At 74.8% G+C, this 17598-nt stretch carries 15 protein-coding genes; 11 read left to right on the top strand and 4 right to left on the bottom strand.

Going from position 1 to position 17598, the window contains the following annotated elements:
- Positions 1 to 84: 84 nt before the first annotated feature.
- Both AB0C22_RS19265 and upp read right to left on the bottom strand, forming a co-directional pair.
- Positions 85 to 768 (bottom strand): GPP34 family phosphoprotein, encoded by a 684-nt coding sequence (locus tag AB0C22_RS19265; RefSeq protein ID WP_208568622.1) that lies wholly within the window; start codon positions 766 to 768, stop codon positions 85 to 87.
- 267 nt (positions 769 to 1035) lie between these two features.
- Positions 1036 to 1668: a uracil phosphoribosyltransferase gene (gene upp, locus AB0C22_RS19260; RefSeq protein ID WP_208568623.1), complete on the bottom strand. Its 633-nt coding sequence runs from the start codon at positions 1666 to 1668 to the stop codon at positions 1036 to 1038.
- A gap of 221 nt (positions 1669 to 1889) precedes the next feature.
- Between upp and deoC the strand changes: the two genes are divergently transcribed.
- From deoC to AB0C22_RS19210, 10 genes are all read left to right on the top strand, one after another.
- The gene (deoC, locus tag AB0C22_RS19255; RefSeq protein WP_219466994.1) at positions 1890 to 2849 is read left to right on the top strand and encodes a deoxyribose-phosphate aldolase; all 960 of its coding nucleotides are present in this window, start codon (positions 1890 to 1892) and stop codon (positions 2847 to 2849) included.
- A 5-nt stretch (positions 2850 to 2854) separates the two neighbouring features.
- Positions 2855 to 4279, top strand: a complete 1425-nt coding sequence (locus tag AB0C22_RS19250) for an aldehyde dehydrogenase family protein (RefSeq protein WP_357536349.1) — start codon at positions 2855 to 2857, stop codon at positions 4277 to 4279.
- Positions 4272 to 5096, top strand: coding sequence for an aldehyde dehydrogenase family protein (locus AB0C22_RS19245; RefSeq protein ID WP_219466992.1), 825 nt, complete (start codon positions 4272 to 4274; stop codon positions 5094 to 5096). The genes AB0C22_RS19250 and AB0C22_RS19245 overlap by 8 nt, the downstream gene beginning before the upstream one ends.
- A 101-nt stretch (positions 5097 to 5197) precedes the next feature.
- The gene (locus AB0C22_RS19240) at positions 5198 to 5728 is read left to right on the top strand and encodes a BlaI/MecI/CopY family transcriptional regulator (RefSeq protein WP_357536206.1); all 531 of its coding nucleotides are present in this window, start codon (positions 5198 to 5200) and stop codon (positions 5726 to 5728) included.
- Between the two features lie 10 nt (positions 5729 to 5738).
- Positions 5739 to 6644 carry a M56 family metallopeptidase gene (locus AB0C22_RS19235; RefSeq protein WP_219466989.1) on the top strand — a complete coding sequence of 302 codons (906 nt, stop codon included), beginning with the start codon at positions 5739 to 5741 and terminating at the stop codon, positions 6642 to 6644.
- A 218-nt stretch (positions 6645 to 6862) separates the two neighbouring features.
- Complete coding sequence (locus AB0C22_RS19230; RefSeq protein WP_219466987.1) at positions 6863 to 8116, top strand: cytochrome ubiquinol oxidase subunit I; 1254 nt, start codon at positions 6863 to 6865, stop codon at positions 8114 to 8116.
- Positions 8117 to 8126: 10 nt separating this feature from the next.
- Complete coding sequence (locus AB0C22_RS19225) at positions 8127 to 9134, top strand: cytochrome d ubiquinol oxidase subunit II (RefSeq protein WP_357536204.1); 1008 nt, start codon at positions 8127 to 8129, stop codon at positions 9132 to 9134.
- Positions 9131 to 10852 (top strand): thiol reductant ABC exporter subunit CydD, encoded by a 1722-nt coding sequence (cydD, locus tag AB0C22_RS19220; RefSeq protein WP_219466981.1) that lies wholly within the window; start codon positions 9131 to 9133, stop codon positions 10850 to 10852. The genes AB0C22_RS19225 and cydD overlap by 4 nt, the downstream gene beginning before the upstream one ends.
- Before the next feature lie 64 nt (positions 10853 to 10916).
- Positions 10917 to 12830: an ATP-binding cassette domain-containing protein gene (locus AB0C22_RS19215; protein WP_357536201.1), complete on the top strand. Its 1914-nt coding sequence runs from the start codon at positions 10917 to 10919 to the stop codon at positions 12828 to 12830.
- 103 nt (positions 12831 to 12933) lie between these two features.
- Positions 12934 to 13602, top strand: coding sequence for a permease prefix domain 1-containing protein (locus AB0C22_RS19210; protein WP_357536199.1), 669 nt, complete (start codon positions 12934 to 12936; stop codon positions 13600 to 13602).
- Positions 13603 to 13612: 10 nt separating this feature from the next.
- Here the strand turns inward: AB0C22_RS19210 and AB0C22_RS19205 are convergent, their stop codons facing one another.
- Positions 13613 to 13954, bottom strand: a complete 342-nt coding sequence (locus AB0C22_RS19205; protein WP_208568633.1) for a helix-turn-helix transcriptional regulator — start codon at positions 13952 to 13954, stop codon at positions 13613 to 13615.
- A gap of 140 nt (positions 13955 to 14094) precedes the next feature.
- Here AB0C22_RS19205 and AB0C22_RS19200 point away from each other — a divergent pair, with 140 nt between their 5' ends.
- Positions 14095 to 15090 carry a DNA primase gene (locus AB0C22_RS19200; protein ID WP_357536197.1) on the top strand — a complete coding sequence of 332 codons (996 nt, stop codon included), beginning with the start codon at positions 14095 to 14097 and terminating at the stop codon, positions 15088 to 15090.
- Positions 15091 to 15392: 302 nt separating this feature from the next.
- Here AB0C22_RS19200 and AB0C22_RS19195 read toward each other — a convergent pair whose 3' ends face one another.
- A complete protein-coding gene (locus AB0C22_RS19195; protein WP_357536347.1) occupies positions 15393 to 17342 on the bottom strand; it encodes a DUF4573 domain-containing protein in 1950 nt (649 codons plus the stop codon).
- Between the last annotated feature and the right edge of the window lie 256 nt (positions 17343 to 17598).

Genomic DNA, 17598 nt, shown 5'->3' with positions numbered 1-17598 from the left:
GCATCCGAGCGGGATGGATGCCACTACAACCAGGAAACTGCGAGGCTCCTCCGCGACCAGCGGGGTCGCGTGCGGTGGTGGCGGTCAGCTCACGGCGCGCTTGCCGAGTGCGTGGTCGACGGCCTGACCGAGGGCGGTGACGACCAGGGCCACCGAGGGGCGGACCACCGACTCCTCCAGGCTGATCGTGCCGGAGAAACCGGCCCCGCCCGCGATCTCCTCCAGCCGACGCCGGGCGTCCTGCGCCGCGCTGCCGGTCAGGCCGAGCGCCGGTTCCATCCGCAGCACCGCAACCAGCGTGGCCAGCGCCGCCGTCCGCTCGTCGGGCAACTGCTCGCCGGCCAGCGCCTCGGCCAGCCGCCGCCGGCTGTCCTGCTCCACGGACGGGTCGGTGGTCGGGTAGCGGTGCACCACGATGAAGTCCAGCTCGGTCTCCTCGACGTCACGCACCACGCCACGGTCGACCAGGTCGCCGAGGATGCGGTCGCGCAGGCCGTGCCGCAGCCGCTGCACCCAGGAGGACGGGCTGTGCGGGGTGTCGGCGGCCATCCGGCCCAGCACCCCGTCCAGGATCGGCTCGCCGACCGGCGTCGGGTCGGTCACCACCAGGTTCCCGTCGACGTACGCGATCCGGCCGGCAAGGGCCAGCTCGACCAGGACGGCGGCGGCCATCCCCAGGTCAAGACTGATCCGGGGCATGGTCGCCTTGCCGGATTCATCGTCATACGCGAGGAGCAGCAACTCCTCGGCCAGCGCAACACCAGTCATGGCCCGAGACGGTAGCGCCTGAACGCACCCCGCGCTCACCGACTCGCTCTGGGTGGGAAGGCAACCCCCGCGACCGACCCGACCACTCGCCCGCGACCTGCCGACCACCCGCCAGCTCAGCCCGGAGACACCGGAGCTGGGCGGGCCGGAAACGGAGCATGCCACCGCGAGCTGAGCGGGGCATGCCGGCCGCACGCCGGGGCGAGGCATGCCGGCCGCACGCCGGGGCGAGCCGGGAGCGGGGCATGCCGCCGCGAGATGGGCCGGTCAGAACCGGGGCATGCCGCCGAACTGGCGGTCACCGGCGTCGCCAAGGCCCGGCACGATGAACATGTTGTCGTTCAGCCCCTCGTCGATCGACGCGGTGACCAGGCGCAACGGCAGCCCCGACCGCTCCAGCCGGGCGATGCCGACCGGCGCGGCGAGCACGCAGAGCACGGTGATGTCGGTGCAGCCCCGGTCGGCGAGCAGCCGGCAGCAGTGCTCCAGCGAACCGCCGGTGGCCAGCATCGGGTCGAGCACCAGCACCGGCAGGCCGGCGAGGTCCCGGGGCAGCGACTCCATGTAGGCGCGCGGCTCGTACGTCTCCTCGTCGCGGGCCAGGCCGACGAAGCCCATCGACGACTCCGGCAGCAGCCCGAGCGCCGCGTCGGCCATCCCGAGGCCGGCCCGCAGCACCGGCACCAGCAGCGGCGGGTTCGCCAACCGGGTCCCCTCGGCACCGGTGACCGGGGTCTGCACCGGGTACTTCTCGACGGGGAAGGTGCGCGCGGCCTCGTACACCAGCATGGTGGTGAGTTCGTGCAGCGCGGCCCGGAACGACGACGAGTCGGTCCGGGCGTCCCGCATGGCGGTCAGCCGCGACTGGGCGAGCGGGTGGTCAATGACGTGTACGTCCACGATCGCTCAACCTACCGGTCCCGGCCCGCCGGCAGTACGGGTGCGCGGCGGGCGGCGACGCGGCTCACCCGTGCCCGCCGGGCCAGGCCGCCCCACCCGCAGTCAACCGTGGCACCCCGGCCCACCGAACCCTGCGGCGGTGCCCAGGCCGACGGCTGGCCCACCGATCGGGGACGCTGTGACCAGGATCACCCGACTGGCGGCTGCGTAGTATTCGGGGCATGACGGCGACAACGACGTCGGCCCGGTCGGACCTGTCCGAGCTGGGGCGATCCGAGACCGCGTTGCGGACCTTCCTGCACGGCCTGCCCGGGGTGGACCAGGTCGGCGCGGAGCAGCGGGCGGCACAGCTCGGCACCCGCTCGATCAAGACCACCGCCAAGGCGCAGGCGATCGACCTGGCCATCCGGATGGTCGACCTGACCACCCTGGAGGGGGCCGACACCCCGGGCAAGGTGCGCGCCCTGGCCGCCAAGGCGCTGCGCCCGGACCCGGCCGACCCGACCTGCCCGCACGTCGGCGCGGTCTGCGTCTACCCGGCGATGGTGCCGCACGTGGCGGAGGTGCTGCGCGGCAGCGCCGTGCACCTGGCCAGCGTGGCGACCGCGTTCCCGTCGGGGCAGGCGCCGCTGGACGTCAAGCTCGCCGACACCCGGGCGGCCGTCGCCGCCGGTGCGGACGAGATCGACATGGTGATCAACCGGGGCGCGTTCCTGGCCGGTCGTTACCAGGAGGTCTACGACGAGATCGTCGCCACCAAGGAGGCCTGCGGGGACGCCCACCTCAAGGTGATCCTGGAGACCGGCGAACTGGCCACCTACGACAACGTCCGGCGGGCCTCCTGGCTGGGGATGCTGGCCGGCGGCGACTTCATCAAGACCTCCACCGGCAAGGTCCCGGTCGCCGCGACCCTGCCGGTGACCCTGGTGATGCTGGAGGCGGTTCGCGACTTCCGGGCCGCCACCGGGCGGCAGGTAGGCGTCAAGCCGGCCGGCGGGATCAAGAACACCAAGGACGCGATCAAGTACCTGGTCATGGTCAACGAGACCGTCGGCGGCGACTGGCTGAGCCCGGACTGGTTCCGGTTCGGCGCGTCCAGCCTGCTCAACGACCTGCTCATGCAGCGCACCAAGCTGACGACCGGCATCTACTCCGGTCCCGACTACTTCACCCTGGACTGAGCATGATGTTCGAATACGCCCCTGCGCCCGAGTCGCGCGCGATCGTCGACATCAGGTCGTCCTACGGTCTGTTCATCGACGGCAGGTTCGTCGACGGCGAGAACCTCGACAAGACGGTCAACCCGGCCACCGAGGAGGTGCTCGCCGAGGTCACCTGGGCCGGCGCCCAGGACGTCGACCGCGCGGTCCGCGCCGCCCGCAAGGCGTACGACAAGGTGTGGGGTCCGATGCCCGGCCGGGACCGGGCCAAGTACCTGTACCGGATCGCCCGGCTCGTCCAGGAACGCTCCCGTGAGCTGGCGGTGCTGGAGTCGCTGGACAACGGCAAGCCGATCCGGGAGTCCCGGGACGTCGACCTGCCGCTGGTCGCCGCCCACTTCTTCTACTACGCCGGCTGGGCCGACAAGCTGCCGTACGCGGGCTTTGGCGCGGACCCGCGACCGCTCGGGGTGGCCGCGCAGGTCATCCCGTGGAACTTCCCGCTGCTCATGCTCGCCTGGAAGGTCGCCCCGGCGCTCGCCGCCGGCAACACGGTGGTGCTCAAACCCGCCGAGACCACCCCGCTGACGGCGCTGCTGTTCGCCGAGATCTGCCAGCAGGCCGACCTGCCGGCCGGCGTGGTCAACATCGTCACCGGCGCGGGCGACACCGGCCGGGCGCTGGTGGAACACCCGGGCGTGGACAAGGTCGCCTTCACCGGCTCCACCGAGGTCGGCAAGGCCATCGCCCGGTCGGTGGCCGGCACCGGCAAGAAGGTCACCCTGGAGCTGGGCGGCAAGGCCGCCAACATCGTCTACGACGACGCGCCGGTCGACCAGGCCGTCGAGGGGATCGTCAACGGCATCTTCTTCAACCAGGGCCACGTCTGCTGCGCCGGTTCCCGGCTGCTGGTCCAGGAGAACGTCGCCGAGCAGGTGCTCGACGCGCTCAAGCGGCGGATGGCGCTGCTGCGCGTCGGTGACCCGCTGGACAAGAACACCGACGTCGGGGCGATCAACTCGGCCGCCCAGCTGGCCCGCATCCGGGAACTGTCCGACGCCGGGGCGGCCGAGGGGGCGCAGCGCTGGTCGCCGCCGTGTGAGCTGCCCGAGCGGGGGTTCTGGTTCGCGCCGACGATCTTCACCGGGGTCACCCAGGCGCACCGGGTCGCCCGCGAGGAGATCTTCGGCCCGGTGCTGTCGGTGCTGACCTTCCGCACCCCGGCCGAGGCCGTGGAGAAGGCCAACAACACGCCGTACGGGCTGTCGGCCGGGATCTGGACCGACAAGGGCTCGCGCATCCTGTGGACCGCCGACCGGCTGCGCGCCGGGGTGGTCTGGGCCAACACGTTCAACAAGTTCGACCCGACCTCGCCGTTCGGCGGCTACAAGGAGTCGGGCTACGGCCGCGAGGGTGGCCGGCACGGGCTGGAGGGGTACCTCAATGTCTGAGCGGGTCGCGGTACGCAAGACGTACAAGCTCTTCATCGGCGGGAAGTTCCCGCGCAGCGAGTCGGGACGGTCGTATCTCGTGCAGGACTCGAACGTGTCACTGGCCTCCCGCAAGGACGCGCGGGACGCCGTGGTCGCCGCCCGCGCCGCCGTCAAGGGGTGGTCCGGGGCGACCGCGTACAACCGGGGTCAGATCCTCTACCGGGTGGCCGAGATGCTGGAGGGCCGCCGCGAGCAGTTCGTGGCGCTCGGCGTCCCCGGCGGCGAGGTGGACGCGGCGGTCGACCGCTGGGTCTGGTACGCCGGCTGGGCCGACAAGCTCCCCCAGGTGTACGGCGGCGCGAACCCGGTGGCCGGGCCCTACTTCAACCTGTCCGCGCCCGAGCCGACGGGGGTGGTGGCCGTGGTGGCACCCGAGTCCCCGGCGCTGCTCGGTCTGGTCGGCGTGATCGCCCCGGCCATCGTCACCGGCAACACGGTGGTGGTGGCGGCCTCCCCGTCGGCCCCGTTGGCGGCGGTGACCCTGGCCGAGGTGCTGGCCACCTCGGACCTGCCGGGTGGGGTGGTCAACCTGCTCACCGGCCGGATCACCGAGACCGCGCCGACGCTCGCCGCGCACCTGGACGTCAACGCGATCGACCTGGCCGGGGTGACCGACCGGGAGTTGGCGACCGAGCTGGAGGCCGGGGCGGCGGAGAACCTCAAGCGGGTGCTCCGGCCGGTCCCGGCCGACCACGACTGGGCGGGCGACCCGGGCCTGGGCCGGATGACCGCGCTGCTGGAGACCAAGACGGTCTGGCACCCCAAGGGGGTCTGACCGGCCGGGTCGCCGGTGGGCCGGGGCGGCATGGGCGGCCGGGGCGTCGGCCCGCCCGATGGTCCGACAGCCGGTCGTACTACCGGGGGTAGGATTGCCTGGTGACGCGGTTGGGTGATCTTGAGCGGGCGGTGATGGACGTGCTGTGGGACGTGGTCCCGGGCACGTCGGACGGGGTGACCGTGCGGGAGGTCGCCGAGGCGCTGGACGGGCGCGAGTTGGCGTACACGACGGTGATGACCGTGCTGGACCGGCTCGCCGGCAAGGGCATGGTGCAGCGGGAACGCGAGGGGCGGGCCTGGCGCTACCGGGCCGCCGCCAGCCGGGAGGCGCACATCGCCCGGCTCATGCTCGACGCCCTCGACCTCGGCGGCAGCCGGGACGCCGCGCTGGTGCGCTTCGCCCGTTCGGTGACCGGCACCGAGGCCGAGGTGCTGCGGGCGGCGCTCGGCGTGGAGGCGGGGCTGACCGGCCCCGCCCCGGCCGGACCCGACGCCGGTGCGACCGGCTCCGGACCGCCACCCCGGCCGACCAGCTCCACGACGGGTCGGCACGAGGCCGGGCTGACCGACCGGGTCGGGGACCCCCGCACCGGCCGGGCCCGGACCGCCGACGAGGCGACGGACCGGTAGGGCGGCCACCATGGCGTACGCCGTGCACTTCGCCGGGGCGATCCTGGCCTGCTGGCTGACCGCGCAGGTGTTGGCCGGCTCCACCTGGACGTGGCGGGCCCCCCGGGTCGCGATCGTCTGCTGGCAGGCGGTCGGGCTGGCCCTCGGCCTGTCCGCGATGGGCCTGCCGATGGCGCTCGGGCTGACCGCGTACGACCGGCCGACCGGCGGGGCGTTGCTGGCCCTCGCCGACGACCTGCTCCACGGCACCCTGCCGGCCGGGGTGACCGCCGTCCACCTGGGTCTGGTCGGGGTCGGCTTCGGCATCGGCGCGGTGCTGCTCGGCACCACCGTCCGTAGCGTGCACGCCGCCGTGACCGCCCAGCGTCGGCACCGGGACCTGCTCACCCTGGTCGCCCGCCGGGACCCGACGATTCCCGGCGCACTGGTCCTCGACCACCCCGGCGCCGCCGCGTACTGCCTGCCCGGGGTGCGCCCCCGGGTGGTGGTCAGCGCCGGCACGCTCAGCCTGCTGGACCGGGCCGAGCTGGCGGCGGTGCTCGCCCACGAGCGGGCGCACGCCCAGGAGCGCCACGACCTGGTGCTGTTGCCGTTCACCGCGCTGTGCCGGGCGTTGCCGTGGTTCCGGTGGGTCCGCGCCGCCCACGAGCGGGTGGCCCTGCTGGTCGAGATGCGGGCCGACGACAAGGCCCGTGAGCTGCACGCCGACGCCCCACTGGCGGGTGCGCTGCGCCGGTTCGCCGCCGCCGGGCACCGGGTCACCCCGGCCGGCGCGCTCGGCATGGGCGACCGCGACCTCGACGTCCGGATGCAGCGGCTGCTGGTCGCCGACCGGCCGCCCCGGCTGCTCGGGGCCGCCGCGCTGGCGGTGACCACCACCCTGGCCGCCCTCCCGATCTCCCTCTTCCTGAGCTGACCGCAGCCGGCCGGACCGACCGCACGCCGCCGGACCGCCGCACGCCGCCGGACCACGGCCACCCGGCTGGATCGGCTGCGCCCTGCCCCGCCGACCGCGCCCTGCCTGCCTGATCCGTCCCGTCCGCCGGAGTCGGCGGCGATGCCGCGCGGATGCATAGGTAGCGAGGCTACGTGTAGGCTTCCTACGACAAGCGGGACTACGTTTAGAGAGCGGTCATGGACACCCTGCTCCTCGCGCGCCTCCAGTTCGCCACCACCACCTCGATCCACTTCCTCTTCGTGGCGGTCACCCTCGGGCTGGTCACCCTGCTGGTCGGCATGCAGACCGCCTGGTTCGTCACCGGCAACCCGCAGTGGGAACGGCTGACCCGGTTCTGGGGCCAGCTCTACGTGATCAACTACGTGCTCGGCATCGCCAGCGGCATCCTGCTGGAGTTCCAGTTCGGGCTGAACTGGAGCGGGCTGTCGCGCTACGTCGGCAACGTCTTCGGGGCCCCGCTGGCGATCGAGACGCTCGTGGCGTTCTTCCTGGAGTCGACGTTCCTCGGCATGTGGATCTTCGGCTGGCACCGGCTGCGGCGCGGCGTACACCTGGCGCTGCTCTGGGGGGTCGCGCTCACCGCGTACGCCTCGGCCTTCTGGATCATGGTGGCGAACGCCTGGCTCCAGCACCCGGTCGGCTACCGGGTGCGTGACGGGGTCGCCCACCTGACCGACTTCGGAGCGTTGCTCACCAACCCCACCCTCGGCATGGCGCTGGGCCACGTGATCGCCGCCAGCCTGCTCACCGGCGGCATGCTGATGGCCTCGGTCAGCGCCTGGCACCTGATCCGACGGACCGCCGACTTCGCCCTGCACCGCACCTCGCTGCGGATCGGGCTGGTCACCGCCGCCCTGTCGGTCAGCCTGGTGCAGGGGTTCGGCTTCGCCCAGTTCGGCCCGGTCGGCGAGCTGCAACCCACCAAGTTCGACGCCGGCCCGACCGCCGACGCCCGGATCGCCGAGTGGACCACCCGGTTCGGCCCCGGTGACTACACCCCGCCGGTGCTGTCCAACGTCGGGCTCGGCTTCATGATCCTCATCGGGTTCACCCTGGGCTGCGTCTGGCTGCTGCTGCCGCTGCTCTGGCGGGACCTGGTGATCCGGCTGCGCTTCCCGCTCTGGCTGACCCTGTGCGCCCTGCCACTGCCCTTCGTCGCGGTCATCCTCGGCTGGCTCGCCCGGGAGGTCGGCCGGCAGCCCTGGGCCGCGTACGGGTTGCTCCCCACCGACCGGGCCGTCTCCGACGTCGACCCGGGCCTGATGCTCGCCTCGCTGATCGGTTTCAGCCTGCTGCTCGGCACCCTCGCCGTCACCAACTGGACGCTGCTCGCCCGGCACGCCGCCCGGGGCGCCACCGACCCGGCGCTCGGCCGCCCGCCCGGCGTCCTCGACGACGACGAACCCCGGCCAGCCCGCACCTTCGCCTGAGAGGACCCCGATGCCCCTCCTCTGGTACGCCCTGCTCGGTCTCCTCTTCGCCGGCTACCTCGTCCTCGCCGGCTACGACTACGGCGTCGGGCTGCTGCTCGCCCGGCGCGACACCCCGGCCGCCCACCGCGCCGGGCTCACCGCGCTCGGCCCCTTCTTCCTCGGCAACGAGGTGTGGCTGGTGGCCGCCGTCGGCATCCTCTTCGGCGTCTTCCCCACCCTGGAGGGCGAACTCCTCTCCGGCTACTACCCCGCCGTGGCCGGAGCGCTGGCCGGGGTGATCCTGGTCACGGCCGGGGTGCAGCAGCGCAGTCGGCCGACCGGGCCGGCCGCCCGCCGGCGCTGGGACCGGGTGGTCGTGGTCGGCAGCGCACTCGCCGTGTTCGGCTGGGGTGCCCTGCTCGCCGGGCTGCTCCAGGGCCTGCCGATCGACACCTACGGTCACGTCGCCGGGCAGAGCCACCTGGCCACCCCGTTCGTCGCCGCCACCGGGCTCGCCCTGCTCGTCCTCGTCGCCGCGCACGGTGCGACCTTCCTCACGCTGCGGCTGCCGACCGCCGACGCCCCGGTGACCGCCCGGCTGGCCCGCCGGCTGCTCGTCGGGTCGCTCGCCGCCGTCACCACGGCCGCCGCGCTGGGCCTGCTCTCCGACCGGGTACGCGCAGCGACCAGCCAGCCGCTTCCCGCCGTACTGCTGCTGGTGGCGCTGGTCGGGGCGCTGGTTGCGGCCCGCGCGGCGCTGCACCGGGGCCGGCCCGGGGTGGCCCTGGCCGCCACCGGCACGGCCCTGGCGCTGCCGGTGGCGCTGGTCGGGGTGGCCCGTTGGCCGGCCGTGCTGGTCTCCACGGTCGACCCGGCGGCCACCGTCGGCGTCACCGACGCGGCGGCCAGCGGGCCGACGTTGCAGCTGCTGGGCTGGCTGCTGCTGCCCCTCCTGCCGGCCCTACTAGGCTTCCAGGCAATGTGCTGGTGGGTGTTCCGGGGACGGACCGACGGCAGGGCACCGGTGTACTGGTGAACCGCCGTCCCTTCGACCCGCGTCTGCTGCGCCGGGTCCCCGCGGCCCGGCGCGACCTCGCCGTGCTCGCCGCCCTCGGCGGGCTCACCGCGCTGCTGGTCGTCGCGCAGGCCACCGCCCTGGCCACGGTGCTCGCGACCGCCATCGACGGCCGGCTGGACACCACCGCGCTGGCCGGTTTCGTCGCCGCCGTCGGCGGTCGGGCCCTGGTCACCTGGGGGCAGGGCACCGCCGCCGCACGGGCCGCCGCCACCGTGAAGGCCACCCTCCGCGCCGACCTGCTGGCCGCCGTCGGCCGGCACGGGCCCGGCTGGGTCGCCGGCCAGCGGGCCGGCCAGCTCGCCACACTCACCGGGCGCGGCCTCGACGCGCTGGACGCCTACTTCACCGGCTACCTCCCCCAGCTCGTGCTCAGCGTCACCGTGCCGGCCGCCGTGCTGGCCCGGCTGGTCTTCGCCGACTGGAGCTCGGCCCTGATCATCGTGCTCACCATCCCGCTGATCCCGGTCTTCGGCGCGCTGCTCGGCTGGCAGGCCCAGGCCGCCACCGAACGGCAGTGGCGGCGGCTGTCGATGCTCGGCGGGCACTTCCTCGACATGGTGGCCGGGCTGCCCACCCTGCGCGCGTTCGGCCGGGCCCGGACACAGACCGAGGTGGTCCGCCGGATGGCCGACGGGCACCGGATCGCCACCATGAAGACCCTGCGGATCGCCTTCCTCTCCGCGCTGGTGCTGGAACTGGTCGCCACCCTGTCGGTGGCGCTGGTCGCGGTGCCGGTCGGCATCCGGCTGCTCGACGGCGGCATCACCCTGGCCACCGCGCTGCTGGTGCTGCTGCTCACCCCGGAGGCGTACCTGCCGTTGCGGGCCGCCGGCAGCCGCTTCCACGCCAGCATGGAAGGGCTCACCGCGCTGGACGAGGCGCTGACCGTCTCCGCCGTCACCACCGGCCCGGCCGGTGCGGCGACCGAGGGCCCCGCCGCCGGCGTGCCGGCCGGCCCGGCGGGGGTCGGGGCACGCGTCGGTACGCCGTCCGGGGCGGGCGAGATCGTGTTCACCGACGTCACCGTCGCCTACGAGCGGACCACCGCGTTGCGGGACGTCACACTCACCATCCGACCGGGCGAACGGATCGCCGTCGTCGGGCCGAGCGGCGCCGGCAAGAGCACCCTGCTCGGCCTGCTGCTCGGCTTCGTCACGCCCACCGCCGGCCGGATCACCGTCGCCGGGGTCGACCTGGCCGACGTCGACCCCGACGACTGGCGTCGGCAGATCGCCTGGGTGCCGCAGCGGGCCCACCTCTTCGCCGCCACGCTTGCCGACAACATCCGGCTGGGCTCCCCCGACACCCCGGACGCCACCCTGACCCGCGCGGTCACCGACGCCGCGCTGGACGACGTGGTGACGGCCCTGCCCGACGGGCTGGGCACCCTGCTCGGCGAGCGCGGCCACGGGCTGTCCAGCGGTCAACGGCAGCGGGTCGCCCTGGCCCGCGCCTTCCTCCGGGACGCCCCGCTCGTCCTGCTCGACGAGCCGACCGCCCGGCTGGACACCGCCAGCGAGACCATCGTCCTGGCGGCCACCCGGCGGCTGGTGGCCGGTCGCACCGCCCTGCTGGTGGCGCACCGGCCGGCCCTCCTGGCGGACGCCGACCGGGTCCTGCACGTCGCCGCCGGGCGGGTGACCGAGCTGACCCCGGCCGCAGAGGCCGGCCGATGAGCGCCCGACCCGCCTCCGTCACGCCGACCCGACCCGCCCCTTCCCTGGCGCGGGAGGCCCGCCGATGAACCCCGGACCCGTCCCTGCCGCGCGGCCCGAACGGGTGGTGCTGCGGCTGGCCCGGCCGTACCTGGGCCGACTGCTCAGGGCCGGACTCCTCGCCTCGGCCACCGAACTCGCCGGACTGGCCCTGATGGCCACCGCCACCTGGCTGCTGATGAGCGCCGCCGGCCAGCCACCGCTGGACCGGCTGACGGTCGCCATCGTGGCCGTCCGGGCGCTGGCGGTCAGCCGGGGCGTGCTGCGCTACACCGAACGGCTCGCCGGACACGACGCCGTGCTCCGCCTGGTCACCGACGTCCGGGCCCGGGTCTTCGCCACCCTCGCCGCCCGGCCCACCCCGGCCGGCCAGCGCACCGGGGACGCTCTGAGCCGGCTGGTCTCCGACGTCGAGGCGGTGCAGGACCTGCTGCTCCGGGTGCTCGTGCCCGGGGCGGCAGCCGCCCTGGTCGGGGTGCTCGCCGTCGGTGGGGCCGCCCTGATCTCGCTGCCCTCGGCCGGGGTGCTCGCGGTCGGGCTGCTGGTCACCGGGGTGGCACTGCCGGTGCTGGCCACCGCGCTGACCCGTCGGGCCGCCGACGAGGTGGCACCGCTGCGCGGGGCGCTCGCCACCGACGCCGTCGACCTCACCCACGGTGCCGCCGACCTGGCCGCCTTCGGGGCCACCGGCCAGGCACTGAGGGCCGCGACCCGCCGCGCCGACCGGCTGGCCCGGCTGGAGCGCCGGCTCGCCGCGACCGGATTCGCGGTGGACGCTGCCGGGGTGCTGGTGGCCGGACTGACCGCCGCCGGGGTGGTGCTCGCCGCCCTCCGCGCCGACGTGGCCGGGGTGCTGGTGGGGGTGCTCGCCGTCGGCACCCTCGCCGCGGTGGAGATCACGTTGGCGCTGGTCGGCGCGGCCCGACAGTGGACCCAGCTCCGCGCGGGCCTGTCCCGGGTCGCCGCCCTGCTCGACGACCCCACCGGCGCGGCCGGCCCGGGGGCCGCCGCTGGCCCGGCAGTCGCCGGTGCTCCGGGGGACGGCGGTGCTCCGGGGGACGGCGGTGCTCCGGGGGACGGCGGTGCTCCGGGGGACGGCGGTGCTCCGGGGGACGGCGGTGCTCCGGGGGACGGCGGCCTGGTGGCCGCCGATGGCCCGGGGGGCGTGGGGGCGGCGGCGCGCGACGTGCGGTTCGACGGGGTCGTCGTCCGGTACCGGGAGGGGGCCGCGCCCGCCCTCGCCGGATTCGACCTCGACCTGCCCGCCGGCCGCCGGATCGCGGTCGTCGGGCCGAGCGGCGCCGGCAAGAGCACCCTGGCCGCGGTGCTGACCGGGGCGGTACGACCCGACACCGGCCGGGTCACCCTGGCCGGTCGGGACGTGTCGGCGTACCCGCCCGAGGAACTGCCCCGGGCGATCGGCGGCCTGTTCGCCGAGGCGTACGTCTTCCACGCGTCGGTGCGGGAGAACCTGCTGCTGGGCCGGCCCGACGCGGACGAGGCCGAGCTGGCCGCGGCGACCCGCGCCGCCGGCCTGCTGGACTGGGTGACGGAACAGCCCGACGGTTGGGACACCATGGTCGGCGAGGAGGGCGGTCAGCTCTCCGGCGGGCAGCGGCAGCGGCTCGCGCTGGCCCGGGCACTGCTCGCCGCGCCCGGCGTCCTGGTGCTGGACGAACCGACCGAGGGTCTCGACCCGGTCGCCGCCGACGCGGTACTCGCCGGAGTGCTGGCAGCCACCCCCGCCGGGCACTCCGTGCTGCTGATCAGCCACCGGCTCAGCGGCCTGTCCGGGATGGACGAGGTCGTGGTCCTGGACGCCGGCCGGATCGTCCAGCGGGGGCGGCACGCCGATCTGGTCACCACCGCCGGCTGGTACCGGGACCAGTGGGTGCTCCAGGAGGCCGCCGAGCGCGGATACCTGACGCTGACGCCCTGAACGAGCCGACCCCCGACCCGTGTCCCGGAGCCGCCCCACACCGGAGCCCGGGTCCGGGAATCTCCCCGACGCGCGGCCCGCCCGGTCGTGGCAGGGTGATGCCATGCGCGCCTGCGACGAGGTAGGAATCGACGAGCGGCTGCGGGATCTGGAGTCCCGACTGCACGGTCCGACGCGGCTACGGACCGAACTGATCCGCGAGGTACGGGACGCGCTGGACGACGCCGCCGAGGCGTACCGGGACGGTGGCCTGCCGGCGCGGGAGGCCGAACGGCGGGCCGTGGTCGACTTCGGCTCGCCTGCCGAACTTGCTCCGGCCTACCAGGCGGAGTTGGCCGCCGGGACGCTGCGCGGGTTGGCCCGGCGGGCGCTGGTGATCGCCGTGCTGCTGGTGGCCTGCGGTGACCTGACCTGGCAGGGGTCGAGCTGGAGCGGTGGGCCGCCCCCGCCCGCCGGCTACCAGGTGCTCGCCGGATCGATGCACGGCATCTGGCTGACCGTGGCCACGGTCGCGCTGGCCGCCCTGGTGTCCGGACGTTGGGCGGCCCGTCGCGGTCGGGCCGGCACATCCGTGAACCGGCTGCTCGGCTGGGGACTGACCGGCACCCTCACCCTCGGCGCGGTCGCCGGGGTGGCCCTCTTCGGCTGGTCGATCGCGCTGTGGGAGGCCGCCCTGACCTGGCCTCCGATGATCGTCGGCGCGGTGCTGGCCGGGGCCGCCCACTTCGCGCTCTTCCGGGCCACCCGCTTCTGGCTGGTCGCCACCCGCTGACGCTGCGGGGTCAGGCCGGCGTGGCGGGCGGGCCGGCAGGGTCGAGGAACCGGCCGACGGTGGCACTGAACTCGCGCCACCCGGCCCGTTCGCCGGCCAGCGACGCCCGACCGGAGTCGGTGAGCCGGTACGTCCGCCGCTCCCGACCGTTGACCGTGCTCCAGGAACTGGCCACGTGACCGGCCCGCTCCAACCGACGCAACGCCGGATAGATGGTGCCGGTCGGCAGATCGAGCTGGCCCGCGCTGCGGGCGCGCAGCGCCTCGATGACCGCGTAGCCGTGCAGTTCGCCCTGCTCCAGCACGGCCAGCAACAGGGCGTCGAGGTGGCCGTGCAACGCCTGAGCCTTCATACGTAGCAACGCTACTTGTCAGCCGCCCGGACCGCCAGCAGGCACGGGTTCCCGGGCCTCGCCGGGGTGCGGGGTCGGCCCACGGCCGGCCGCCCATTAGGGTATGTGCCCAGAGTCACTCGGCGACCGCATGCCGCCGAGTGGGTAACCCGACGCACACGGAGGTCAGCGTGGCCCGCCAGTCGCCCCAACGGCCCGACGCCGACGAACCCGAGCTCGGCGACACCGATGGGCCGACCGGGCCCGACGTGGAGTCCGGCCCGGCCGACCGCTCGCTCTGGGACGAGCTGAGCATCGATCCGGTCGAGATCGCCCTGCCCGCCGGCACCGGTTTCACCCTCCGGGCGTACCGGGCGGCACGCGAGCTGACCCCGACGGACGTCGCCGAGCGCGACGAGGACGACCCCTTCCTGGCCCGCCGCCAGGTCGTCGAGGCCGAGGACGACGACGAGGTGGTGATCCTCGACGAGGAGTTCGCCGCACTCTCCGCCGAGGACGAGGACGACGCGGACCGTAAGGGCGTGAGCGACGGCAAGCGCGCCGGCGGCACGGGCACCGACACCCTCGACGCCGACGCCTCGGACGCCGACGACGACACCGACGCCTCGGACGCCGACGAGGACGCGGACGACGACGACACCGACGGCGACGAGGAGGTGCCGGTCTTCCTGAGCCACAAGGGCCGGCTGCTGCTGTTCAAGACGCCCGAGTCGCTCGTCAGTTTCATCCGCTCCGGGGCACCCAACGACCTGTCTCAACTGGACGGTTGGAATGAACTGTCCGAACGGGTGGAGCCGGCCGACATCGCCCCGCGCGACGAGGACACCTACGAACTCGACCTGGTCGTGGAGAACCTGCGCGGTGGGCACGACACGTGGGACCCGACCCTGCTGATCGAGGCCGGCGAGGTCGCCCGTGACCTGTCGTACGCGCTGCGGCTACCCGCCGTGCTGGACATGCTCTCGGCCGGCTCCAGCCTGGACGATCTCGACGAGGCGCTGCGCGCTTCTGTCAACGGCGGAGTCGGTGGATTTCTCGGCCGTAGGCGGCTGAAGAAAATCGGTGCCCAGACCGCAAGCTTGGGGTGGCGCACCATTGTCGGCAAGATCTCTGCCGTCGTGGACTGGCGCGACTGACCCCGAACGGGGAGCATCAGTGGCTGGCAGAGAATAGACCTGTGTCCCGGGAGGAGGACGACGCCGTGGCGCTCGTGCGCGTGTACTGCGGTCTGGCCTCGGCAGATCCGGCCGACCGACCGGCCTCGGCCGGATCGACGCTGACGTCCGCCGTGGTCGACGACGCAGGCCGTCTGCTGCACGTCTACGAGATCAGCGACGACGCGGCGGGTTACGCCCAGCTCGTCACGCTGCTCGTGGAACGGTCGGGCGGGCCGAGCGGCGTGGCGATCGCGGCCGACAGCGACGACCACACGGTCACCTCACTGCTGAGCGCGGCGGGCCGTCCGCTGGCGATCGCCGACGACGACTCGGTCGACGACTTCGCCGAGCGGTTCGCCGACGACGACTCCTTGGAGGAGATGCAGTCCGCGCCGGCCGAGCGGCGGGCGGTGGGCCTGGCCCGCGCCCTCCAGGCCGGCGCGCTCTCCGCAGTCACCCTGCCGGCTCCCCGGGACCTGGCCGGCTTCAAGCAGGTCCTCGCCGCGCACGCCGCCCTGTCCAGCGGCCGGCACTCCGCCGCCGTGGCCCTGCGCGAGGTGCTCCGCGAGTTGTATCCGGCCGCCCTGCGGGCGTACCCGGACCCGGCTGATCCGGTGGCGTTGGCCGTCCTCGACGCGCTGCCCGAGCCGAACATGCTCACCGGCACGGCGGCCCGGGGCCGCGACATGTCGGTCGCCGCCGAGGCGGTCACCGCACACCTCACCGCCGACGGGGTGGCCGAGGCCGGGGAGATCGAGGCGGCGGTCACCGCGCTGCGGGTCGCCATCTCCGAGACCCCGCGCCGGGCCACCGTCAACCGGGCGCTCACGTCCGCCGTCGCCGAGACCGTCCGGCAGTCGGTCGCTGCGGTGCGCGCCTGTGACGCCGGCTGCGAGGCCCTGGTGGGCGCGCTCAGCACCCGGGTCAGCGCCCCGAGTCCCATGCCCGGCCGCCGGGCTGCCGCCCGCCGGGGCGAGCAGGTCGGCGAGCTGACCGGCATCAGTGGCACCGGTCCCGGCCTGCGGCCGGTCCGGACCGCAGAGCCGGCCCCGCCGGTACCGACCGGGCGGCGGAGCCGTCCCGAGCCGGTCCCCGGCGGAGCGATGCCGGTCACGCCCCGACCGCTCGGGCCGCCGCCGGTGGCCCCCGCCCCGATCGCCCCACCGCCGGTGGCCCCCCAACCGGTGACCCCGGCTGCCGCCGCCAACCTGCCGACCTCGGCACCACCCGCGCGTACGGACCAGGGCATGCCGCCGGGCCGACGTGGGGGTTCGGACGCACCGACCACCATGATTCCGCCGATCAGGCGCGGGATGGACGCCCCGGCGAACCGGCCCGTCTCGGCTCCGCCACCGCCTCCTCCGGGGATCACCCCGATCGCCCCGGCACAGCGCGGCAACGTGCCGCCCGCCGAGGCCGGTGAGCCGTTCCGGCCGACGCTGACCACCGCCGCGATCAACAACGCACGGGCCGAGCGGCAACGCACCGTGATCCCACCCCGGCCCAAGACCACCGGCGCCCTCTCGACGCCCACTGGTGGGTTCAGCGCGACGGACCTGAACGTCCCGGTGCCGATCACCCGCCCCGAGCCGGAGCCCACCGCCGCGCCGGGTTCGCGGGCGAACTGGCCCCTGGTCAACAACCCGGAGAATCCGGGCGACAGCTCGGCCAACAACCCGGTGGTGCCGGCCTATGGTGAGCGGGCCGGGCGGGCGGGCGACGCCCCCGCCGACCCGGGTGCCGGACGCCGGATCACCCCGCCCTGGCTGGCCGACGACCTGCCCCCGGAGCCGCCGATGTTGCGGCTGGTGGAGCCGCCACCGCTGGCCGACCGGGCGTTGCGGGACGGCTTGGACGCCCCCGCCGATCCGCACCTGGACACTCCCCCGCTGCGGTTGGTCGACCGGGAGGAGGCCGGCCGTCCCGGTCGGCCCAGCCGGGTTGACCGCGCCGAGCGCCTCGACCGGCCGGAGCATCTGGACCGCCCCACCCGGGTCGACCGTCCGGCACGCCTGGACCGGCCCGAGCGGGCCGAGCGCCTGGACCGGCCGGAGCGGTTGGAGCGGTCCGAGCGGCCGGAGCGTCTCGACCGGCCCGAGCGGTTGGAGCGGCCGGAGCGGTCCGAGCGGCCGGAACTTCTCGACCGGCCCGAGCGGCCGGCACGCAGCGAGCGGCCGGGCCTGGAGCGGCGACCGGAGCCGGTCGAACGCCGTCCCGCGCCGATGGAGCACCGCCCGCCACCGGTCTCCGACGAGGGCGACGGCGACCTGTTGATCTTCGCCCAGGCGAAGTCGGCGTGGTTCGTCGGGCACGGCGACGAGAGCGACCTGGAGTGGTCGTCCACCGCGGACACCGGCTGGCAGGCCGCCGAAAAGGTCGCCCAGCCGGCGGTGGGTGCGGAAACCTCGGCCGGGCTACCCAAACGGGTCCCCCAGGCCAACCTCGTTCCCGGCTCGCCGCTGCGCGAGGAGCGTCCGCTGCGGATCG

The organism is Micromonospora sp. NPDC048894 (assembly GCF_040649765.1).
Taxonomy (GTDB): Bacteria; Actinomycetota; Actinomycetes; order Mycobacteriales; family Micromonosporaceae; genus Micromonospora; species Micromonospora antibiotica.
The sequence above is the reverse complement of the archived record's forward strand: the minus strand, read 5'-3'. Positions and strand labels throughout refer to the sequence as shown.